General features: G+C 61.0%; 18 protein-coding genes and 1 riboswitch. Of the genes, 8 read left to right on the forward strand and 10 right to left on the reverse strand.

The features are described 5' to 3' along the window. Positions 1-253 precede the first annotated feature (253 nt). Positions 254-469: a hypothetical protein gene (locus tag VSP_RS42040; protein ID WP_156346227.1), complete on the forward strand. Its 216-nt coding sequence runs from the start codon at positions 254-256 to the stop codon at positions 467-469. Between the two features lie 158 nt (positions 470-627). Here VSP_RS42040 and VSP_RS08460 read toward each other — a convergent pair whose 3' ends face one another. After that, positions 628-1,005: a VOC family protein gene (locus VSP_RS08460; protein WP_009960011.1), complete on the reverse strand. Its 378-nt coding sequence runs from the start codon at positions 1,003-1,005 to the stop codon at positions 628-630. A gap of 159 nt (positions 1,006-1,164) precedes the next feature. Between VSP_RS08460 and xylB the strand changes: the two genes are divergently transcribed. From xylB to folD, 3 genes are all read left to right on the forward strand, one after another. Continuing rightward, the gene (gene xylB, locus VSP_RS08465; protein ID WP_009960013.1) at positions 1,165-2,670 is read left to right on the forward strand and encodes a xylulokinase; all 1,506 of its coding nucleotides are present in this window, start codon (positions 1,165-1,167) and stop codon (positions 2,668-2,670) included. A gap of 31 nt (positions 2,671-2,701) precedes the next feature. Further along, positions 2,702-3,349 (forward strand): lysophospholipid acyltransferase family protein, encoded by a 648-nt coding sequence (locus tag VSP_RS39130; RefSeq protein WP_009960014.1) that lies wholly within the window; start codon positions 2,702-2,704, stop codon positions 3,347-3,349. A gap of 364 nt (positions 3,350-3,713) precedes the next feature. Further along, positions 3,714-4,595: a bifunctional methylenetetrahydrofolate dehydrogenase/methenyltetrahydrofolate cyclohydrolase FolD gene (gene folD / locus VSP_RS08475; protein ID WP_029190290.1), complete on the forward strand. Its 882-nt coding sequence runs from the start codon at positions 3,714-3,716 to the stop codon at positions 4,593-4,595. Between the two features lie 812 nt (positions 4,596-5,407). On the opposite strand, the gene VSP_RS08480 is transcribed toward folD, so the two are convergent. Further along, positions 5,408-7,204 carry an SPFH domain-containing protein gene (locus VSP_RS08480; RefSeq protein ID WP_009960016.1) on the reverse strand — a complete coding sequence of 599 codons (1,797 nt, stop codon included), beginning with the start codon at positions 7,202-7,204 and terminating at the stop codon, positions 5,408-5,410. Between the two features lie 437 nt (positions 7,205-7,641). Continuing rightward, positions 7,642-7,814: riboswitch (cyclic di-AMP (ydaO/yuaA leader) on the reverse strand. A 114-nt stretch (positions 7,815-7,928) separates the two neighbouring features. On the opposite strand from VSP_RS08480, the gene murI reads away from it, so the two are divergent. After that, positions 7,929-8,744, forward strand: a complete 816-nt coding sequence (murI, locus tag VSP_RS08490; RefSeq protein WP_009960018.1) for a glutamate racemase — start codon at positions 7,929-7,931, stop codon at positions 8,742-8,744. 22 nt (positions 8,745-8,766) lie between these two features. Here the strand turns inward: murI and VSP_RS34585 are convergent, their stop codons facing one another. From VSP_RS34585 to VSP_RS08510, 4 genes are all read right to left on the reverse strand, one after another. Then, complete coding sequence (locus tag VSP_RS34585; protein ID WP_009960019.1) at positions 8,767-9,420, reverse strand: N-acetylmuramoyl-L-alanine amidase; 654 nt, start codon at positions 9,418-9,420, stop codon at positions 8,767-8,769. Between the two features lie 73 nt (positions 9,421-9,493). Next, positions 9,494-10,045 carry a LysM peptidoglycan-binding domain-containing protein gene (locus VSP_RS08500; protein WP_009960021.1) on the reverse strand — a complete coding sequence of 184 codons (552 nt, stop codon included), beginning with the start codon at positions 10,043-10,045 and terminating at the stop codon, positions 9,494-9,496. A gap of 194 nt (positions 10,046-10,239) precedes the next feature. Beyond that, complete coding sequence (locus VSP_RS08505) at positions 10,240-11,337, reverse strand: aminopeptidase (RefSeq protein WP_009960022.1); 1,098 nt, start codon at positions 11,335-11,337, stop codon at positions 10,240-10,242. A gap of 48 nt (positions 11,338-11,385) precedes the next feature. Beyond that, positions 11,386-12,603, reverse strand: a complete 1,218-nt coding sequence (locus VSP_RS08510) for a DNA polymerase Y family protein (protein ID WP_009960024.1) — start codon at positions 12,601-12,603, stop codon at positions 11,386-11,388. 73 nt (positions 12,604-12,676) lie between these two features. Here VSP_RS08510 and VSP_RS39135 point away from each other — a divergent pair, with 73 nt between their 5' ends. After that, positions 12,677-13,741, forward strand: a complete 1,065-nt coding sequence (locus tag VSP_RS39135; protein WP_009960026.1) for a transposase — start codon at positions 12,677-12,679, stop codon at positions 13,739-13,741. A 53-nt stretch (positions 13,742-13,794) separates the two neighbouring features. Here VSP_RS39135 and prfA read toward each other — a convergent pair whose 3' ends face one another. Together prfA and rpmE are read right to left on the reverse strand one after the other, a co-directional pair. Then, positions 13,795-14,871 (reverse strand): peptide chain release factor 1, encoded by a 1,077-nt coding sequence (gene prfA, locus VSP_RS08520; protein WP_009960027.1) that lies wholly within the window; start codon positions 14,869-14,871, stop codon positions 13,795-13,797. Positions 14,872-15,096: 225 nt separating this feature from the next. After that, positions 15,097-15,342, reverse strand: a complete 246-nt coding sequence (gene rpmE / locus VSP_RS08525; protein WP_009960029.1) for a 50S ribosomal protein L31 — start codon at positions 15,340-15,342, stop codon at positions 15,097-15,099. 210 nt (positions 15,343-15,552) lie between these two features. Here rpmE and VSP_RS08530 point away from each other — a divergent pair, with 210 nt between their 5' ends. Further along, positions 15,553-18,630, forward strand: a complete 3,078-nt coding sequence (locus VSP_RS08530) for a PSD1 and planctomycete cytochrome C domain-containing protein (protein ID WP_009960030.1) — start codon at positions 15,553-15,555, stop codon at positions 18,628-18,630. A 22-nt stretch (positions 18,631-18,652) separates the two neighbouring features. Continuing rightward, a complete protein-coding gene (locus tag VSP_RS08535) occupies positions 18,653-20,155 on the forward strand; it encodes a DUF1501 domain-containing protein (RefSeq protein WP_009960031.1) in 1,503 nt (500 codons plus the stop codon). Positions 20,156-20,878: 723 nt separating this feature from the next. Here the strand turns inward: VSP_RS08535 and VSP_RS08545 are convergent. Continuing rightward, entirely contained in the window at positions 20,879-21,556 is a 678-nt protein-coding gene (locus VSP_RS08545) for a transposase (protein WP_009960033.1), read from the reverse strand. A gap of 331 nt (positions 21,557-21,887) precedes the next feature. Further along, positions 21,888-22,583 carry a hypothetical protein gene (locus tag VSP_RS08550; protein ID WP_009960034.1) on the reverse strand — a complete coding sequence of 232 codons (696 nt, stop codon included), beginning with the start codon at positions 22,581-22,583 and terminating at the stop codon, positions 21,888-21,890. Between the last annotated feature and the right edge of the window lie 36 nt (positions 22,584-22,619).

Consider the following 22,619-nt stretch of genomic DNA (forward strand, 5'->3'; position numbering starts at 1 on the left):
GGTGAGGGCGCTTCCGGGCGGGCGGGAGATTTACAACGGTCCCAAAACTGAAACCCTGTCGTGCAACTTGCTCAGAAGGGTGAGCACATCGTTGCATTCGGCAAGAGGAGGACGCCCCAATAAGCTGGGGGATGCTCTGTGAAGTGCTCAGAATGAGTGAATTACATCGCTTCTGGAGGCGTGGCATATTCACCGCTGGAAAGGGGTGAGAATGGTTGCCCCACCGGGCCGCCGGATTCCAACCCCTGTACCCATGAAACTCATTCTTTCGGCACTGACCCTGGGAACCGCCCTCGCACTGAGCAGTTGCGAATCTCCGCCTCCTCCGCCGACGGTGACGACCCAGACGACGACGGAAACTGTTCGTACAACCTTAAGCCCGGTCACGACCACGACAGGCAACGTGACGACCTATCATAGTCCGGCACGGCGTTCAGTGACGACCACGGAGACCACGACCTTGCGCTAAGAACCTGCGGTCTATGCAGGTCGGGCGGCAGATGTCCCCTCTGAACAACCCGGTGGCGGCAATGCGCCCCACCGGGTCTTTCTTATACAAATGTGACATTTCAGACGGTGGTCTGGCAGTTTTTCAACAACCGTCTGGCGGGGGAAACCCGCTTCGGTTTAAGAACCGTGCTGGATCAGCTCGATCTCGTAACCTTCAGGGGCATCGATGAACGCAAATTTGCCGCTGGAGCTCTGGGTGGGGCCATCGGAAAGCGGGTAGCCCTTCTCAGCGGCATGCTTGGCAAACGCCTCCAGATCATCCACCTGGAAGGCCAGGTGAGTGAGGTCTGGGCCCACGACCACAGGGCCGCTGGCAGGATAGCAGCAGATCTCCAGCAGTTCCTCGCTGCCGGGTGTTTTCAGGAAGACGAGCTCGGAGCCCCGCGGAGACTTGTGACGTCTCACCTCTTCCAGCCCCAGAACGTCTTTGTAGAAGGAGATCGTCTTGTCCAGATCGGCGACGCGATAGCGGGTGTGAAGGAGTTTGGTGACCATGATTGGGAGCGATAGGGTAGAACTGGAATACGGGCAAGGACCGTTTGGTGGACTGGACGAGATGAAACAATCGTATTAGATAAGATTTCATGGCGGGCGGTAAAAGACCCCGCTATAGGCACGATTCGTCTCTCTTCTTCATCTCCTCACCTCACTTCCATGTCCACCTATTACCTCGGCATCGACAGCGGCACCCAGAGCTCCAAAGCGATCGTGCTGGAATTTGAAACCGGTCGGATTGTTGCCCACGCGAAGCGGGAGTATGACCTGATCCCCGGCCTGCCGTCGGGCCATCTGGAGCAACATCCGCAGGACTGGATCGATGCCATCAACGGCTGCATCACGGACTGTCTGGATCAACTGGGCACCGGGCGATCCCAGGTGGCGGGCATTGGCGTGAGCGGCCAGCAGCACGGTCTGGTGGTGCTGGATGGGGAGGATCAGGTGGTGCGCCCTGCGAAACTGTGGTGTGACACCTCCACCCAGGAGCAGTGCGCGGAGATTGCCCACGAGTTCGGTGGGCAGCCGGGCTGCATTTCCCTGGCCGGGAATGCCATGCTGCCGGGCTACACCCTGCCGAAAATCCTCTGGCTGAAGCAGAACGAGCCGCAGAATTTTGACAAGGTGAAGACCATCCTGCTGCCGCATGACTACATCAACTTCTGGCTCAGCGGGGTGAAGCGCATGGAATACGGTGATGCCAGCGGCACGGCCCTGCTGGATGTGCGGACGCGGGAGTGGTCCAAGGAACTGGCCGACTTCATCGATCCGCGCTTGATCGACATGCTTCCTCCAGTGGGCTCCTCCAATGAGGTGCACGGGACCCTCCGCCCGGATCTGGCCAAGCAGTGGGGATTGAGCGAGAGCGTCATCATCAGCGCCGGTGGCGGTGACAACATGATGGGCGCAATCGGCACCGGCAACGTGAAGCCCGGTGTGATCACTGCCAGCTTTGGCACCAGTGGCACGCTTTACGGCGTGGCGGATTCGCCCGTGGTGGATGGTCAGGGCGAAGTGGCGGCTTTCTGCGACAGCACCGACCAATGGCTGCCGCTGGTGTGCACCATGAACGTCACCGTGGTGACGGAGCAGATCCGCGAGATGTTCGGCTGGACGATTCCGCAACTGGAAGCCGCGGTGGCCAGCGCTCCGGTGGGAGCGGGCGGCGTCACCTTCCTGCCGTATCTGAATGGCGAGCGCACGCCGAACCTGCCCAACGGAACGGGCGTGCTCCACGGACTGCGCACCACGAACATGAGCCCGGCCCATCTGGCCCGCGCCGCGGTGGAAGGGGCCACGCTGGGCCTCGCCTATGGCTTGAAGCGTTTCCGCGAACTCGGCCTGTCTCCCAGTGAGATCCGTCTCACTGGCGGGGGCAGCCAGAGCGCCGTGTGGCGTCAAATTGCGGCCAACGTCTTCAATGCGGAAGTGGTCACTCTGGCCACGGCCGAGGGTGCGGCGCTGGGCTCCGCCATCCAGGCGGCATTCGCACTGCTCAAGCAGCAGGGCAAGGTGAGCAAGTATGAGGAACTAACGGACCGCCTCGTCGCGCTGGACGAAAGCACCCGCTGCAAGCCGGAGCCGGAGGCGGTGGCTTTCTACGATGCGCAACTGGAAAAGTTCACCGGGCTGACACGGCGCCTGCACGAGGTGGAATACCTCTAGCCTTGGCCCGGTTTCACTCGTAGAGAATTGCGTGGCAAAGATAAGGCTCAAGAATCCCGGACGTCCGGTGGCATGGTTGATCCGTGCCATCGGCAACACCCTGAAGTACCGCATCATCAACCGGGCTGGCATGGCTTACCCGACGGATGAGCGGCACATCTGGGTGTTCTGGCACAACCGCATGTTCCTCATTCCCTGGCTGCGGCAGAACTTGATTCCCGGTCAGGAGGGGGCCTTCCTCACCAGCCCCAGCGGGGATGGGCAGATTATTGCCGAGGCCTGCTCGGACTTCGGGCTCAAGCCGGTGCGCGGCTCCAGTTCCAAGCGGGGTGCGCAGGCCATGGTGGAGCTGGCGCATTATGTGAAGACCGGCCATGACATCGGCATCACCCCAGACGGACCCCGCGGGCCGAAGTACCACATGAACATGGGCGTGATCAAGCTGGCCCAGCTCACCGGTGGCAAGCTCATGCCGGTGCACATCCGCTACGACAAGGCGTTCACCTTTAAGACCTGGGACGGATTCCAGCTGCCCCTGCCGTTCTCTGGCGTGGAGATTGAGTTCGCTGAGCCGTTCTCGGTTCCCCGGAGGATGACCGAGGAGGAATGCGAGGCGCAACGTGCGGAACTGGAGCGGATCCTGCGGGAGGGAACGAGGGAATTTCCGGTGGATCGGTAGGTCAGTGCGTCAGTGCGTCAGTGCGTCAGTGCGTCAGTGCGTCAGTGCGTCAGTGCGTCAGTTGGGGTTCGAGGTAACCTTTATTGAATGGTAAGTCGTGGGCCGGAGTGGGGTGACCGGGTAAACGCGGAACTCCAACCCTCTCCGTTCCGCCAGCAGGGTTGGAGTTCCGTCTCGCATGCGGGACGGTCAGGGTACAAATACCCAGTGCGTTGCATTGCAGAAAGAACTCAGTTTTGGAGTATCGCCTTTAGGCGGCTCAGGGAATTCTGAGTGGTGCGGGGGCATTGTGCTGAAATCGACGGTCGTCCCCATTTCCCACCCCGGGACTTGCCGCCCAGCCTGGCGCGTGTTAGGGACATTCATGCAGTTGATCAAAGGATCTGAAGTGGCCGCCAAGGTGCTGGCGGAGTGCCAGCAGGACATCGCCGCCCTGGCTGCCCAGGGGCACAAGCCCGGGCTGGCCGTCGTGCTGGTGGGGGATGATCCCGCGTCCCGCGCCTATGTGCGCAGCAAGGACAAGAAGTGCCGCGATCTGGGGCTGCACTCGGTGAAGCTGGAACTGCCGGCCGAGACGACCCAGGAGGAACTGCTGGCGCACATCGCCTCCCTCAACGCCGATCCTGCCATTCACGGCATTCTCGTGCAGAGCCCGCCTCCCAAGCATATCGATGAGAGCGCCGTCGTGCTGGCCATTGATCCCCGCAAGGATGTGGATGGATTTCACCCGGTGAACGTGGCGAAGCTGGCGCTGGAGGATTCCTCCGGATTTGTGCCCTGCACGCCGGCGGGCTGCCAGCGGTTGCTGCTGGATGCCGGTGTGGAAACCAGCGGGGCCAAGGTGGTGGTGCTGGGACGCAGCATGATCGTGGGCAAGCCCATGGCGTTGCTCCTCATGGCCAAAGGCAAAGGGGGGGACGCGACCGTGACGGTGGCTCATTCCCGTACGAAGAATCTGGCTGAAGTCACCCGCGAGGCCGACATCATCATCGCCGCCATCGGTCGGCCGAACTTTGTCCGCGCCGAGCATGTCAAGGAAGGTGCGGTGATCATCGACGTGGGCATCAACCGCGTGGAAGACCCGGGTTCAGAAAAAGGCTACAAGATCGTGGGTGATGTGGCCTTCGACGAAGTGGCCCCCAAGTGCCGCGCCATCACCCCGGTGCCCGGCGGTGTGGGCCCGATGACCATTGCCATGCTCATGGCGAACACGATCAAGGCCTGCAAGCAGTTGGTTGGGGCTTAGTCGGTGCGTTGGTGCGTTGGTGCGTTGGTGCGTTGGTGCGTTGGTGCGTTGGTGCGTTGGTGCGTTGGTGCGTTGGTGCGTTGGTGCGTTGGTGCGTTGGTGCGTTGGTGCGTTGGTGCGTTGGTGCGTTGATTTGCGTGTTATCTCATGAACCCGGAGGGTTCGCCATGAGTAGCCATGGGTCGGCGGAGCGTAGCGAGGCCTACCCATGGAAGTCTGGACGAAGGTTTCTACCGCGCAGGGGTAGGCCGATCGCGTTGCGAACCCCACACGAGATCCCGCCACACCACCCACTCAGACTTTGGTCGCCATGGGCCTACCGCTCCGCGGTAGAAATCTCCATGTTGCTGTCCACGGGTAGCCATCGCTTCGTTCGGTCCACCCGTGGCTACTCATGGTGAACCCTCCGGGTTCGGCGTATGATGGAAGGTTCTAGGTGGTGACGACTTGGTCAGGGTGGGAGGTTGTTCGTAGTTCAAACTTTAGTTTGCTCAGTTTGCGGAATATCCCCTGAGGCAAACTAAAGTTTGAACTACGAACAGAGCCTCGCAAGCCATGTCAGGGGGCGATGGAGCGGTCGCGAGGTGAGTTGCCTGAGCTATCGTGAAAGGGGGAGGAGATTGTTTTCATGAATCACCTTCTTCCTCAGCCCAATCCTTCTGATTCTAGTGAGCCCTCTGTGTTCTCTGTGCCTCTTTGGTTAATCTTCAGGAACACTCTGGCATATCAAAAGCGGGCGGATTCTCCTCCGCCCGCTCTGTTTGGTTTTTGTTTTCGGTTTGGTTTTGGGGTGGGAAATCCTGTCGGCCAACTTAGTTTAACTCACTTGCCGGGCGCTGTGGCAAGGTGTCGCGCTTCACCATCATGGCCATGAGGGCATCCAGGAGGCCGCTGCCACCCTGGGCACCTGTGACGGCGACATCGGGCACGACGCGGACGTTGCGCTCGCCGATGATCTGCATGAGCTGGAGCATGGCGTAGTTCTGGTGGCCCAGTGACTCAACACCTGCCGTATAGGCTTCGGCCTTGGCGGTACCGGTGGCTCGAATGGCGTCGGCTTCACCATTGGCCCGCAGGCGGATGCTTTCGGCCTCACCCTCGCTCTTGCGCACGCTGGCACGGGCTTGAAGTTCGGCGATCTGCACGCCCTGCTCTGCGCCCACCACCTGATGCTGAATGTCTGCGAGTGAGGTCTGGCGTACCAACTGCTGGCGTTGGGTCTCCGCCGCCTCCTGCATCTCATAGGTCTTGCGCTGCTCCTCCGCAATCTTGCGATCCGTCTGCGTCTTCATGAGTTGCTCGGGCGGGGTGATGTCGCCGATCAAAGTGTCGATGGCCTCCACATCGTACTCGCGCAGGGCGGCGGCAATGTGTTCCGCGGCCTCCGACTGGCGGTGACTGCGGGCACTGAGGAAGTCGAGCACGGTGTAGTCCTGGGCGGAGTTTCGGAAGTAGTTGCCCACGATGGGCTGCAGCACGTGGTCGATGAGGTTTTGGAGCGAGCCGGCGCGGCTGATCACTTTGGGAGCTTCGAGGGCGCCAATGTGAATGATCTGGGACACGTCGAGATTGAAAGCGAAACCGTCACGCGAGCGCACGGTGATGGAGCTGAGCTTGGCATCAAACTGGTGCGACTCCGTGCGGGTGGCCCAGTTCAGGACGATGTTGGTGGTGGGAACCAGCTCCACGCGCATGATGCGGGTGTTGAGCGGGTGTTTGCCCGGGTAGAGAGGGGAGATCCAGACGCCCTTGTGCCCGGGCAGGACGAGGTCGCCGTGCTTGAAGTCCACGCCGCTCACGTCCTCATGGGCTTGTCCAACGTAGGAAATAACAACGCCAACGTGGCCGATGGGGATCTCCACCATGGGCACCTGCTCGACCTGGGCAAACCAGGGGTTGAGGTTCCACACGCCGCTCAGCAGAACCTGCTCCTGCAGGCCGCGGTGGCCTTCACTGTCGAGGAAGGATTGCGCGTTCTGGAAGTTGTCGTGCCCGGGGATGCTCGTGCCCGCGATCTCACCTTCTGCGATGGGGGCACCGTCCAGGGTGGTGACAATGCCCACGCGATCAGGCTCTACCTTGTAGAGTCGCAGCATCTCGGGGTTCAGGCCGTGATCCGTGGCGTTCCAGGAGGTGATCACGGTGAAGAGGGCGGAGTTAATCCGGTAGGTGCCGGCGGTAAGGATGGCGAGCTGGCGGCCTTTCTCCCCGCCTGCCGCCAGGAACGCCCGGGCGTTCTCAAAGTGGTTGCAGGGCACGGTGCGACCGAGGATTCGACCCGGAGGGATGGGGGCGCCGGCGGCGGCCACGACGAGGGCAATCTCACCGGAGGGCACATAGGTGAGCGGCAAGTGAAGGATTCGGTACTGCCACTTCCAGTAGAAGAAGTGCAGGCCGGGCGGGAGCACATCCGCCTGGTAGCCGGCCTCGCCTTTCAGCGCGATGATCTGCCCCGGGGGGAGGTTGCGCATGGCGAAGCGCTTGATGACAATGCCGACCTTCTGCTCCCCGATGTAAACAACACCAAGGAAGTACCAGAGGGCGATGAGGCTGAGGGGGATTTTCAGCCACCAGCTGTTCCAAATGAACTCTAAGATGTTCGTGATCATAAAATGCAGGGTAATGAGGTGCGAGGGGAATCTTGGATGACGATATGAGTGGTAGTTTCCTGGTGTCCCGTTTGCAGACGAGAGAGCGAGGCGTGGGCCTTGGGCGCACGTATTCCCTGTGCCGTTGACCCGGAGGCGGACCTCCGGCGGAGACACCAGATGGAATTGGGGGCGTATTACCGCGAACCGTGTCGCGGTGGCACGGGAAGATTCAGAACCTGAACCCTAGGGCGCGATGGGGCGCAGGAAGGGCTGGTGGGATGACGGACTGCCGTGCAGCCGTCGGTGAATGGCGTGGCGCCGGTGCGTTGAGCAGTTGGCGCTGGCTGGGTATTTCATGTTCTCGTTGACCTTGCCGAACGAGACGGTCACCCGCCACGTGCAGCATGTTGCTGTTGGGGAGACCATGAAGCCTGCGAAGCAGACCCCAGAGAGATCGTCCCTCCCAAAATTGCCTGCGAGGTTAGCTGACGGGCTGGACCTTGGAAGTGGTCCCTGCAAGCGGTTGCCCGCTTCGTTCGCCCCGTCCTGATTCTCTTGCGAAAACCAGGAGTTCGGTTCCCCCGCGCCACTACTGAGGAAGCAGTAATGACTTCGGCTGACAGTGGGATGTTATTCCATGGACCTTTTTTGTCAAATGGAACCGGTGACACCCCGGGCGGACCCTGCGCAAGTCCTTGTGATTCATGCTTGAAGTTGCGGGCGTTCGTTGTCTTTATCGGGTGTGAGCGAAAGCATTTCCAATGCGCCATTGGGCGTCTTTGATTCCGGAGTGGGCGGCCTGACGGTGGTGCGCGCCCTGCTGGATCTTCTGCCGAACGAATCGATCATTTATCTCGGCGATACCGCCCGGGTGCCCTATGGATCCAAGTCGCCCGACACAATCCGCAAGTTCTCGGTGGAGGACACCCAGTTCCTGCTGAGCAAAGGGGTGAAGGCGGTGGTGGTGGCCTGCAACACCGCGACGGCCCACGCGTTGCCGCAGTTGCGGCAGATGTTTCGTGTGCCGGTGGTGGGCGTGTTGGAACCTGGTGTGGAGGCTACGCTGGCCGATCCTGCCTGTCAGCGGGTGGGGATCATCGGCACAGCGGGAACCATCAAGAGTCATGCCTATCAGCATGAGCTGGCCATGCGTCGTCCAGACCTGCAGATCTATGCCGAGGCGACGCCTCTGCTGGTGCCGCTGGTGGAGGAGGACTGGATCGACCATCCGGCGACCAAGATGGTGCTGCGGGAGTATCTCAAGCCCATGCTGGACAAGGGCATGGACACTCTGGTCCTAGGGTGCACTCACTACCCCCTGCTGAAGCCCTTGTTAAAGCGGATCTTGAACAACAAGGTGCGGATGGTGGACTCTGCTCTGACCTGTGCCGAGCACGTCAAACGCATGCTGGCGGAGCAGGGGCTGGAACGCACCGCCAAGGGCAAGCCCAAGCTGGAGGTGTATCTGACGGACTTGTCAGAGCACTCTGAGGAGTTGGCGAAGCGGTTCCTGCATACCGAATTCGGCAAGGTGCAGCGCGCCAGCCTGGCATCGTAGGCACGGTGAGAGAGCGGGCGGCTCAGCCGCTCACGGCAGGGCGGATATTCAGGATGCCCTTGGCGATCGCTTCCGCCAGCTTTTGACGGTGGGAGGGGGTGTTGCAGAGGATCGCCTCGGCGGGATTGCTCAAGAAGCCGCACTCCACCAGAACGGCGGGGCCTTTGGTACGGGTGAGGACGGCAAAGTCCTGGTACGTGATACCCCGATCTACGCCGGGCACGTTTTCCTTGAGGGAGGTCTGGATGCTTTGGGCAATCTCCTTGCTCATAGCTCCCCGATAGAACGTCTCATACCCGGAGATGCCGGAGACGCGGATCGCATTGAAGTGAATGCTGACCAGCAGGGAGTTGGGGAACCGGTTGGCCATGATGGCCCGATCGTCCAGCGAGACGGTTTTATCATAGCGCCGGGTCATGACGGTGGTGACGCCTTGGTCCCGGAGAATTGTTTCGAGGCGCTTCGCGACGTCCAGCGTGAGCGTCTTCTCCAGCAATCCGTGCCAAGAAGTGCCTCCATCGGCACCTCCATGCCCAGGGTCAACAACGACCAGTTGAAAGGCTCGGGCAGGGGGCGTGCTGGCGAAGAGCGTCAAAAATCCCCAAACGAGAATGGCAGCGAGAGTGAGAGGGGGCCGCTGGGGGCGGGGAGAGACGAGCTTGCCTGGGAGGGACATAAAGCTGTCGAGGTGAAGGGTGCTTTCTCGATGCTCGCGTGCTCCGGTGGTCTCCCGGCCTCAGTTGGAATTGCTAACGGGGAACCTTTAGGGATTTTCCGATGCTCAAGAAGTCGGAGCTCATACCGTTGGCGGCCTTGAGTTTTGCGACTGTGGTGCCATTGCGCCGGGCGATGGCTGAGAGGGTGTCGCCTTTCTTCACCACATAGCTGCCACCGCCGCCTCCGCTGCTGCCGGACTTGGAGTTCCCTGACTTGGATTTGGAAGAGGCGGTCTTGGAGCTGGAGCTCTTGGACTTGGGGGTGGTCTTGATGACAATGCGTCGTCCCGTGGCGGCACCTTCGTGTGAACCGGACCATTTTTCCTGGTCGGCAGAGGTGGCAGCGGCGGCACGACCGGAACGACGCTCGCCTTCGGCTGCCCAATCACTGACGTAGCGACCATCGGAGTCGAACGGATAGGCATGGCTGGGCATCGAGTGGGGAGGGGTCCGAACGGTTCCTGTCAACGTGATCGGCGGGAGTTTGTCAGGAATGCCTTTGATCTTGGACGTGGAGGAGCACGAGCTCAGTCCGAGCATGGGCAGCGCAGCCAGGGCGATGAGGGCGAGGGTGCGGAGATTCATCCTAGAGGCGAAGGCAGACATGTCGGGAAGGATGCTAGCACGGAGAAGGAATTGCGCCAGCAGGCGATTTGAATCGCCGGGGAAGAGGCTTGAACTGGGGGAGTTCGTATTGCGGTCGCAAGAATCGCAACACCCACGGTCCCTGGCTGGTGGGATGGCCATCAGCCGGGAGCTCGACGTGGGGGCAGGGAGGTCTAGTTCAACTTGGCCAGCTCTTTGGGCAGGAATTTGCCGTTCTTGCGGATCAGCACGTTGTCGAACCAGATCTCACCCCCGCCGTAGTCGGGGCGCTGGATATTGACGAGGTCCCAATGCACCTGACTGCGGTTGCCATTGTCTGCCACACCTTCATAAGCCTGGCCGGGCGTGAAGTGGAAGGAGCCGGCGATCTTCTCGTCGAACAAAATGTCGCGCATGGGCTCGCGAATCTCGCGATTGAAGCCAATGGCGAACTCGCCGATGTAGCGGGCGCCTTCGTCGCTGTCGAGGATCTTGTTGATGGCCTTCGTGTTGTTGGCCGTGGCATTGACGATCTTGCCCTTGCTAAACTCGAGGCGGACGTTGTCGAAAGCGATGCCCTGGTAAACGGTCGGGGCATTATAGGAGATGACGCCCTCCACGCTGTCGCGGACCGGAGCAGAGAAGACTTCGCCGTCGGGGATGTTGTGGGTGCCGCCACAGGCGATGGCCTTGAGACCCTTGAGGCTGAATTTCAGATCGGTGCCGGGCCCCTTGATGTGGACCTGGTTGGCTTTGTCCATGAGCTTCTTCAGGGAGTTCATGGCGGGGAGGAGGGCCTTGTAGTCCAGCAGGCAGACGCGGAAGTAGAAGTCCTCGAAGGCCTCGGTGCTCATGCTCGCCTGTTGGGCCATGGCGGAAGTGGGCCAGCGCAGGACGCACCACCGGGTGTTGTTGACGCGCTCGTTGATGACGGGGCGCATCTTCTCCATGACCAGCTTCATCTTGTCCGCGGGAACGTCCGCCATCTCGGTGATGTTATGGCTGCCGCGGATGGCGATGTACACCTCGATCTCCTTCATGAGATCGAGGTTGTTCTTGGCGAGGAGATCATAGCCATTCGGGTCCGCGTGCTTCATGAGCTCGCGGGTGATGGTGGCGTCGTGGAGTTTGACAACAGGAATGGCTTTGGCAGCGACGACGGCACGGATCAGGGCCAGGCAGATGGAGTTCGGCGCGTCGTAAATGTCGAGTAGGACGCGGTCGCCTTTTTTCACACTGGTCGAATAGCGGACGAGTTGAGTGGCGAGTTGATCTATGCGTGGGTCGTGCATGGCGATTTTGTAACGGCAGCCCCAGCAAAGCGCAAGCCCGATGCGGCGTCAGCTTTCGGTTTCAGGATCAGGGATGCGCGTGAAGGCGATTCGCATGGGGGTGTACTCCAAAGCCCCCAGAGCGCCGCCAAAGCACACGGCGTTCTGGCCGTAACGTTTGTTGATGGCATCCATCAGTCCGCAGAGTTGCTGTTGTCGTTTGTCAAATTCCAGCAGGCTCGGCGTGACCTTGGTGGCAGGGGCAAGGCCGGAGAGGTTGACGCCGGTGGCCTTGGGCTCCAGGCCCGCTCGACGGGGACGTCGATCCCAGAGCACTTCGAAGGCTTCCAACAGGCGGAAGGTGTCCTGCGTATCACAGAAGGAGATGTCGGAGGACCAGGAGGGGCTGTTGGTGTACTTGATGAACAATTCAAGGCGGCAGGTGAAGTGGTCCATTTTCCTCAGGCGCATCGCCGCTTTCTGAAGAAGGCGGCAGCTCACGGCGTGAGTGCCAAGATCGTTCCGCAGCCGGGTGGGAAGCACGTGGGAATGGCCGATGACGCGGCGTTGGGTGGGCGGCGGTTCGGTCACCTCGCCCCGAAGCCAGTGCCAGAGGTGGACGCCGCCAATACCACCCCAGACGTGATGGAGGGTTTCGCGAGTCGCGGAGGTGAGCTGCGCCACGGTGCGTATGCCGTGGGCGACCAGGCGGGTTTCCATTTTCTGGCCGATCCCGCAGAAGTCCCTGAGCTTCAACTGGTGCAGGCAGTGGGGGAGATCCGCCTGCTCGATCATGAAGAGGCCATCGGGCTTGCCCATATCCGAGGCGAGCTTGGCGAGGAAGCGATTCGGAGCGATGCCGATCGAGTAGGTGAGCCAGTCGCCCACCTGGCTGGTGAGCGTGGCCTTGAGCGAGCGTGCAAACGCCTCCGCCTGCGTGCGATTCGTCACGGATTTCGGCAGTAGGCACCAAGCTTCATCAATGGACATGACCTCCGCCACCTGGATGCGAGACTCCAGAGCGGTGACGAAGCGCTGATGAAACTCCGTGTACAGACGCGGCCGGGATTCTACAAAGACGATCTCCGGGCACAACTGCCGGGCATCCCGCACGCGAGTGCCCGTCTTCACCCCAAACCGGCGGGCCTCCTTGCTCGCGGCAATGCAAGACGTGGACTCCGACTTCACCGGCACCACTCCCACCGGCCTTCCCCTCAGGCGTGGATCGAGCTGCTGCTCCACCGAGGCAAAGAAGCTATCCAGATCAAGAATAAGGTCCGGTCCCATTCTAAATAATACTGTTCACAAGAACATTTAAAATTGCATTTGCATCAATAAAGTGTCTGTCCCTTTATAAGGTATGCGGCAATCTCGTTTGAAGGCTCCGAAGGAATGGCCGGTGGCTTACTACCACTGTGTGTCGCGGGTGGTGGATCGCCGATTCGTGTTTGAGAAGGAGGAGAAGCGCCGGTTCGTGGAGTTGATGCGGTTTTATGAGCGGTTCTGTCAGGTGCAGGTGGTCACGTTCTGCGTCATGTCGAACCACTTTCATCTCTTGCTGGAGGTGCCGCAGCGCCCGCAGGTAATGCCGTCGGAGGAGTGGCTGATCGGGCACATCAAGGGGTGCTTTGGTGAGGCGATGGCGGGGGTGGTCGCGGAGCAGATCCGTCAGTTTCGTCAGGTCGGGGCAGACGGAGCGGCGGCAGAGGTGATCCAGGGCTGGTTTTCCCGCATGTGGGATGTGAGCCAGTTCATGAAGACGCTGAAGCAGCGCTTCACGCAGTGGTTCAACAAGCACCATGAGCGCCGGGGGACGCTGTGGGAGGACCGGTACAAGAGCACGATGGTGGAGGGAGGGCCAGCAGCACTGGGCATCATGGCCGCTTACATAGACCTGAATCCGGTGCGTGCTGGTTTGGTGAAGGACCCGAAGGACTACCCATGGAGTGGGTACGGTGCCGCAGTGGCAGGGGCGAGCCGAGCAGGGAGGGGGCTGGCGATCGTGGCGAACTGCCTGGCCCAGCGCGAATTGCGACCCGCAGAGGTTTTGGCTCTCTACAGGCAGATGCTTTATGTCGCGGGAAATGCAGGTGATGATCTCAGCATTCAGCTTCGCAGGGAAGCCGGGACACAGAAAGCGGGCCTCCACAACGACGAAGTGACCAAGGTGCACGCCCAAGGTGGAAAACTCACGCTACAGGAGATGCTGCGCTGTCGGGTGCGCTACTTCACGGCAGGAGCGGCGGTGGGCAGTCGGGAGTTTGTGAATGCCGTGTTTGATTCTGCCCGCGGTCGTTTTGGGGCGACACGGATCGAAGGAGCCCGCCCCATGCGAGGAGCGGATTTCATGGGGCTGTGCAGCCTGCGTGATCTGCAAAAGCGCGTGATCACCCATCCCTCAGACGCGGGTGGAGGCGTCAACTGAAGCCTGGGTGATGCACTCAAGCACCGAGGGGCGTTGAGCCCAGATCTCCTGGCTTACGCCAACCCTGCCTCGGCAAGTCGGTCGTGGATCTCACTGGCCTGCAGCTTGTCCACCAAATCCCCAATGCGACCGTCCACGAACATATCCAGGTTGTAGAGCGTCACATCGATCCGGTGATCGGTGATGCGGTTCTGCGGGTAGTTGTAGGTGCGGATCTTCTCTTCGCGACCACCTCCACCGATGAGTGCCTTGCGGTGGGCGGAGTATTTGGCGGCCTCTTCCTGCTGCTTTTTTTCCAGCAGGCGGGACCGCATGATCGTGATCGCCTTTTCCTTGTTCTTGAGCTGGCTGCGGCCGTCCTGGCAGCGCACAATCATGCCCGTGGGAAGGTGCATCACCTGCACAGCGGAGTCGGTCGTGTTCACCCCCTGGCCGCCGTGACCGCTGGCGCGGCATACTTCAATGCGAAGCTCGTCCGGCTTGAGTTGCAGGTCCACCTCCTCGGCCTCGGGCAGCACGGCCACCGTGGCGGCAGAGGTGTGAATGCGACCCTGAGCCTCGGTGGCTGGCACCCGCTGCACGCGGTGCACGCCGCTCTCATACTTCAAGGTGCGAAAGACGTCCTCGCCACTGACCTTGAACACCACTTCCTTGTACCCACCTGCGTCTGAAGGGCTGGCTTCCATGGACTCGATCTTCCAGCCGCGCTCCTCCGCATAGCGGTTGTACATGCGGTAGAGATCGCCGGCGAAAATGGCGGCTTCGTCGCCGCCGGTACCAGCGCGGATTTCCATGATGACATCGCGACCTTCCAGCGGGTCAGGGGGCAGGATGTGCCGTTGGACTTCGCCTTCCAGTTCCAACAGACGTGCCTGTAGCGTCGGCAGTTCTTCTTCGGCCAGGGCTGCCAGTTCGGCATCGCCAGACTTCGCCAGTTCCTGGTTGTCGGCAATCTGCTGCTCCGTGCGCTGATATTCGCTCCAAGCTTTGACGAGAGCTTCAAGCGAGCGGTGCTCCCGAAGCAGGTCGCCAGCTTTGCGGTTGTCGTCGTAGAAGTTTGGGTGGCCCATCATCTCTTCCAACTCAGAGAAGCGGTCCTTCTTCTTTTCGATGATCGAGGAATAGTCCATGGCGGGGAAAGGAGAGAGCTGAGATTGGGGATCCGAGGGCAGAGTCGGGGGGGAACCGAATCCGTATCCGAATCTGGTAGCCGGGATGCAACCCAACAAGTTGACAAAAGAACTTACGGCAGCCGAAGCAGCGAAAACAATGGGACAGGCAGACGAGAAACAAAAAACGGTGACGCGCCACCAAGGGCGCGATCACCGTTTTTCTGAAAAGCAAAGATGCCGTCGCTAGGCCGTGGGGGCAGCAGCCTTGGGCTTGGTGCGGCGGGTGGCGGAGGTCGAACCGTAACGCTGGGCGAACTTGTCAACGCGACCAGCGGTGTCCACGAAGCGCTGCTCACCGGTGAAGAACGGGTGGCACTGGGCGCAAATACCGATACGGAGGTTTTTCACCGTGGAGAGCGTATGATAGACCGCTCCACAAGTACAGGTGATCGTGGTTTCGTGAGTTTCGGGATGAATTTCCTTTTTCATGGCAGGGATCGAATGTTATGGGGCATTCGGGGCCGCGCGTTGGCGCGGAAAGGGAAGCGACTGTACACATCTTACCACCTGGGTCAAGTTTATTTCCCCGTCTGCGGAATGTGCCGGGAAACGGTGAGATTGTCATTCGGATGCAAAACGCCGCGTCTCAGGCCGTTGTACGCGTGATTGCTCCACGCGATCCTTTTCCAAAACGGTGTCATGTCCAGACCCAGTTTGCCCCTGACCCACCTCACCCTGCTTGGGATTGGGGTGATTTCGCTTCCATTGATGGGGGCGGGCGCGGAGCGAACGCCTGATTTCGACCGCGATGTGCGCCCGATCCTCGCAGAGCATTGCCTGGAGTGCCACAGTCTGGACAAGGCCAAGGGCGGGCTGGCCCTTACCACAAAGGGCGGTGCCATGAAGGTGCTCAAGAGCGGGCATGCTGGCATTGTCCCGGGCGATGCCGGGGCCAGTGCGGTGATTGCCCGGGTGGAAACGCATCAGATCGACGAACGCATGCCTCCCGAGGACCGCAAGCCTCTCACACCCAGCCAAGTGGCCACCCTGCGGGCTTGGGTGGCGGCGGGTGCCGACTGGCCGGCGCACTGGGCCTATCGTCCTCTGGCCCAGCCCATCCTGCCTGAGGTGCGAAACACTCAGTGGCCTCGGGGAGAGATCGACCGATTCGTCCTGGCCAAACTGGAGGCCGCTGGCATTCAGCCCTCCCAGGAGGCGAGCCGTGCCACGCTCATTCGCCGGGTCTATTTGGATCTTCTAGGCCTGCCTCCCACTCCCAGACAGGTGGAGGACTTCGTAGGAGATTCTTCTTCTGATGCCTATGAGAGGATCGTGGATGCCGCTCTGGCCTCCCAGCACTTTGGCGAACGTTGGGGCCGACACTGGCTGGACATGGCCCGCTATGCGGACAGTGACGGGTATGAGAAAGACCGGCCACGACCTGATGCTTGGCGTTATCGCGACTGGGTGATCCAGGCCTTCAATGACGATCTGCCGTTCGACCGCTTCACCATTGAGCAGCTGGCGGGGGACCTGCTTCCAGCGGCAGGACCTGAGCAGGTGCTGGCCACCGCCTTTCATCGGCAGACGCTGACGAACACCGAAGGAGGGGCTGATCAGGAGCAGTTCCGAGTCGAAGCCGTGTTTGATCGGACTGAGACGACAGGCTCCGTTTGGCTGGGGCTGAGCGTTGGATGCGCCCGCTGCCATTCGCACAAGTACGACCAGATCTCCCACCAGGAGTACTTCCAGCTATACGCCTTCTTCAACAATAGCGATGAGGCGACCCGGCAGGTCGCCACCTCCCAGCGTGCCTGGCAGGAGTATGAGAAACAACACGGCGCTGACGCCGCCAAGCTCGGTGTCCTGCAGAAGCGGCTGGATGAGGCACGGGCCGATCTTCGCGGCCGTCTGGCCGAATGGGAGAGAGTTTTGCAGGAGCGGCTGGCGGCCGCCCGTCGAAATCCGGCCAAGGCCATTTATGAACCGCTGGTGGTTTCAGGCGTGCACTCGTCAGGCAGGCAGACCACCTTCACCCGCCAGGAGGATGGCTCCTGGCTGGCCGGCAGTGAGCAATCGAAACAAGAGATCTATGAAATCACGGTGGACTCCTGGCGCGAGCCGCTGGTGGCCCTGCAATTGGAAGTGTTGCCTGACTCTTCCCTACCCGGCGGTGGACCCGGACGGGCCGGGAAGGGAAACTTTGTGCTGAGCGAGCTCAAGGTTTCCCTGGGGCGGGATGCGGCCTCCGCCGTGCCGGTGGCATTGCACTCTCCAGCGGCGGATTTTGAACAAAAAAGCTTCACCGGCAAAGCTGCGGTGGACGGGGATCGCGAGACGGGATGGGCCGTGCAACCCCAGTTTGGCAAGGCTCACCAGCTTACGGTTCAGTTCGAGGAGCCCGCCAAACCAAGTCCGGGAATGAAGCTCTTCGTCAACCTGCACCAGGCCTACAAAAGCGGGAACCACAACATCGGACGGTTCAGACTGCTGGGGAGTGCGGTGCTCACGGAGGAGTCGGTGGTGCCGGCAGAAGTGCTGCGGGTGTTGAATGAGGAGCCGCTCCGCCGCAACGAGGTCGTGATCAAACCGCTGCTGGACTGGGTGGAGAAGCGCGACCCGCAGACCAAGGCTGCGACCGACGCCCTGGAGGCAGCCCGTGGACGACTGCCGAAGGCCCCGCTCATGGATGTCCGGGTCATCGCCCAGCGAACTCAGGACACCAGGGTCACGCATCGTCTGCACCGTGGTGATTTCCTGAGCCCCGCGGAGACCGTTTCTCCGGGTGGGCTCGCGGTCCTGCCAGCGCTGGCCGGGCGGAGCGGGAATGGCAGGGCGGCAGACCGCCTGGATCTGGCGCAGTGGTTGGTAAGTCAGGAGAACCCGCTGACTCCCCGTGTCGCCGTGAACCACATCTGGGCTCGTCTCTTTGGTGAAGGATTGGTTCGCACGGTGAATGACTTCGGGGTGCGGGGCGAGCGCCCGTCTCATCCTGAACTGCTCGACTGGCTGGCTGGGGATTTTGTGTCTCGAAAAGGCTGGAGCCGCAAGCGCTTCATCAAGACCATCCTGATGTCCGCCACCTACCGGCAGTCCAGCGGCCATCGGCCGGAGCTGGCCGATGTTGATCCCTTGAACCGCCTGCTGCATCGCCAGAACCGCCTGCGCGTGGAGGCGGAGATTGTGCGGGATCTTCATCTGTCCGCCAGCGGGCTGCTGTGCCCCAGGGTGGGCGGCCCCAGCGTCTATCCGCCCCTGCCGCCGAACATCGCGGAGTTGAGCTATGCCAACAACTTCAAGTGGGCCACCAGCAGCGGGGAAGATCGCTATCGGCGCGGGATGTACACGTTTTTCAAACGGACTGCGCCCCATCCCGACCTGACGACCTTTGACTGTCCAGACGCCAACACGACCAACGTGAAACGCACGGTGAGCAACACCCCGTTGCAGGCACTCACAACACTCAATGCCGGCACCTTTGCGGATGCGGCGAAGGGGCTGGCTACGCGCGTGCTAAAGGAAGGGCCGACCGCCGATGCCCAGGGGTTGGACCGGTTGCTGGTCATTTGTCTCTCCCGCCATGGCGCGGCTGGTGAACTGGCTTCACTCCAGGGGTTGCTGAACGATTCTCGCCGCTGGTATCTCGCGCACCCGGAGGAGGCGGCAAAGTTCGTGAAGGGGTTCGAGGTGTCATCCGTGGCTCCCGCCGAGCTCGCCGCCTGGGCGGCCACGGCGCGCATGGTGCTGAATCTGGACGAATTCATCACGCGAGAATAACCCGCCACCTCACCCCATCCCGATGACCGCCATGCACCCCCTTGCAGCCCAGACCCGCCGGGAATTTCTGACCACCACCGCCAGCGGTCTGGGCATGATGGCGCTGGGATCCATGCTCACGCAGGAGGGGCTCTTGGTGCCTGCCAGCGCCGCGGCCGATGGGCAGGGAGGCGTGGTGTTGGATCCGCTGGCGCCACGCCTTCCGCACTTCCCGGCCCGGGCCAAGAATTGCATCTGCATTTTCATGGAGGGGGCTCCCAGCCAGATGGATCTCTTCGATCCCAAACCCAAGCTCAATGAACTGCATGGCCAGCCGTTGCCGGAGAGCATGACGAAGAACGTCCGGTTCGCCTTCATCAAGAAGGAGACCGCCCGCCTGTTGGGGAGTCCGCGCACTTTCAGCAAACACGGCGAGTGCGGCATGGATTTTAGCGACCTGCTGCCGCATCTGGCGACCTGTGCCGACGATCTGCTCATGGTGCGGTCGATGCACACGGACCAGTTTAATCACCACCCAGGCCAGCTTCTTTTGCACAGTGGACGGGCCACGTTTGGCCTGCCAACGATGGGTTCGTGGTTAAACTACGGCCTGGGCAGCGAGTCCCAAAATTTGCCGGGCTATGTCGTGCTGACCGCCGGGCGGGGGACCAGCGGGGGGGCTTCCCTCTGGCAGAGCGGATTCCTGCCCAGCCACTATGCCGGAGTGCTGTTCCGCAATCAGGGTGAGCCGGTGCTCAATTTGCAAAATCCGGAAGGGCTTCCACCAGAGTTGCAACGCCGCGGGTTGGACGCGCTGATGGAGCTGAACCAGGCCCGATTTGACCAGTTCAAGGATCCCGAGATTCGCAGCCGCATCTCAGCTTACGAACTGGCCTTCCGCATGCAGAGTGCCGCGCCGGAGCTTATCGATCTAAAAGGGGAGACGGCGCAGACGTTGGAGATGTACGGGGTGAACCGCAAAGACATGGACGTGAAGGCCTCCCGGGCCGGCGGTCCCGGCCAGTACAAGAGTTTTGCCTCGAACTGTCTGGTGGCCCGACGCCTTGTGGAGCGCGGGGTGCGCTTCGTCAGCATCATGCATGCGTCCTGGGATCATCACTCCAACCTGAACCCGGAGCTGGCCTTTAACTCCGGCATGGCGGACCAGCCGATTGCCGCGCTCATCAAAGATCTGAAAGACCGCGGCCTGCTGGACTCCACCATGGTCATCTGGTGCAGCGAGTTTGGCAGGACTCCGCTCGGTGAGAACCGGGGTGGCAATCCCAATGTTACAGGGCGGGATCATCATCCCTTTGCCTTCACCATGCTCATGGCCGGCGGCGGCATCAAGGGCGGGCAGACCTATGGTGAGACGGATGAAATCGGCTGGAGCATCACCAAGGATCCCGTGCATATCAATGACTTCCACGCCACGCTGTTGCACCTCTTTGGTCTGGATCACCTGAAACTCACGCATCGGTTCCAGGGCCGGGACTTCCGGCTGACCGATGTGGGGGGCAGGGTGATTCCGGAGTGGGTGGCGTGATTGCCGGATCTTGTGAGAGTTGCGGAGCAGGGTTGTGGGGAAGAGCCGTCCCGGCTCTTGGGGGAGCTGGGTGGTGCGTGGACAAGAACCGAGACGGTTCTTCTACCATGGCGGTTGCCCGCGAGAGAGAAGGTAGAGGAGCCGTCCCGGCTCTTGGGTGCGCTGGATGGTGCGGGGACAAGAACCGGGACGGTTCTTCTACCCTGGCTGATGTCCGCGAGAGGGAATGTGGAAGAGCCGTCCCGGCTCTTGGGTGCGCTGGGTGACGCGTGGACAAGAACCGGGACGGTTCTTCTACCGTGGCGGTTGCCCGCGAGAGAGAAGGTAGAAGAGCCGTCCCGGCTCTTGGGTGCGCTGGATGGTGCGTGGACAAGAACCGGGACGGTTCTTCTACCGTGGCGGTTGCCTGCGAGAGAGAAGGTAGAGGAGCCGTCCCGGCTCTTGGGTGCGCTGGATGGTGCGGGGACAAGAACCGAGACGGTTCTTCTACCGTGGCGGTTGCCTGCGAGAGAGAATGTAGAAGAGCCGTCCCGGCTCTTGGGTGCGCTGGGTGACGCGTGGACAAGAACCGGGACGGTTCTTCTACCGTGGCGGTTGCCCGAGAGAGAGAATGTAGAAGAGCCGTCCCGGCTCTTGGGTGCGCTGGGTGACGCGTGGACAAGAACCGGGACGGTTCTTCTACTATGGCGGATTTCCGCACGTAGCTTAGAGCTGTGAGGATATTCAAGTGTTGGTTCCTTCGCTCAACTGCCTATTGCTCCCCACATATTCTGGATGTTCGCGAATGTAGTTCCGGATTCGCTCCAGACTGGCGCGGCTGCGCACGATGTGGTCGAAAGACTCGCGTTGCCATACCCTGCGATTCGGAAAATGAGATCGCAGCCCAGGCAGATGATCATCGATGATTTTGTTGAGTCGATGCGCTGAGTAGGACTTCCAAGAATGCAGAATCTTGGAGAGATCATGTTCGGGATTTGGCGTCAAGATGGCGTGGACATGGTTTGACGCTACGACGTACTCGTCCAACTCGTAGCGAGCTCCAGCAAAATGACGGATGGTTTGGGATGCGGAGTCCTTTGCGGGTTGATGGCTTAAAAGGCATGAACCACTGTTTGCATCCAACCAGCGCTGGAGACGCCTGGGAAATCGATCATAGTACTCCTGACGGGTTAGCTTGTCATGAGGTTCGGGATGGCGCTTGAGCCAGTCTTCTCGATCCAGATGCCATTGATGTAGCTTGTCTTGAGGCAAAGCATCAGCCAGTCGAAAGGTGATGAAATAGGTCGTCGAGGCCTGCCTCCAATGTGGAAGATTCCCCGAAAGCACTTCTGTCGGAACGAGCTCTGAGTAGTAGACCCGGCTCTCATCTGGATTGGGAACGGGTTTATCCGGGGAATCCATGCGAAAACGAAGTGGCAGGTGTGCGGTAAAAGCCTGCCCATGTTGCGCCATGGTTTGGTTGGGCGCAACCGACTCTTGGGAGTGCTGAGCCGTGCGGGGGCAAGAACCGGGACGGTTCTTCTACCCTGGCTGATGTCCGCGAGGGGGAAAGTGGAAGAGCCGTCTCGGCTCTTGATGGCGCTGAGCCGTGCGGGGGCAAGAACCGGGACGGTTCTTCTACCCTGGCTGATGTCCGCGAGGGGGGAAAGTGGAAGAGCCGTCTCGGCTCTTGATGGCGCTGGGCCGTGCGGGGCCAAGAACCGGGACGGTTCTTCTACTGTCCGGGATTCACTCAGGCCGTACCCCGTGGTACCGTCAGGCGGGCAATCACATCTGCCTCATTGCGCCAGGCAGTGTAGGCATTCATCTGGCTCTGCATGTGTTTTTCAATCCAGTGGGCGATGTCCTGGGCGGCCATAACGAGTTCAGGACGTGACTGTGGAAATCTCTCGGAGGCGTCTCTCAGGAGGGAGAGGGCGGGCTCGGTGGCGAGGTTGGCTCCCAGAACTCGAAAGCGCAGCATGGCAGATGCTGCGGTGTCGGGCAGTTCGGGGCTGCGGTGCAGTTCATCCAGGGCCTGGGAGGGCATTCCGAGTTCGAGGTAACCTTCGATGACACCGGCGATGGCCAGGCTTTCGTCGAGGGGCTCAGGCTTGTCCTTGAGGATCACGCCTTGAAGTCGCTGGGTGATGGCCTTGGGGAGCTGCCCGTTCTGAACCGTGGTGGTGCTGCCTGCTTCGTCCTCGGTGGTGACCATGTAAACCCAGCCGTCGCCCTCTTTGTTCAGCCGCCACTGGTTGTAGGTCAGGACGACGACGAGACCGATGATTGCCACGGTGGTCTCCAGGATGAAGGGCGTGGCGAAGATCGAAAACAGCATGGCCACCGCATCGCGAGTGACTTCGCGCGCGGAGGGGCTGTAGATCAGGAGGGCAGTGAACCCTGCCACGCTCAGGAACGTCCAGATCCAGGGCCAGAGATGTCGCATTGAGGTGGGGGATGACATGGTGGTGCGGCGGAGCCC

Source organism: Verrucomicrobium spinosum DSM 4136 = JCM 18804 (assembly GCF_000172155.1).
Taxonomy (GTDB): Bacteria; Verrucomicrobiota; Verrucomicrobiia; order Verrucomicrobiales; family Verrucomicrobiaceae; genus Verrucomicrobium; species Verrucomicrobium spinosum.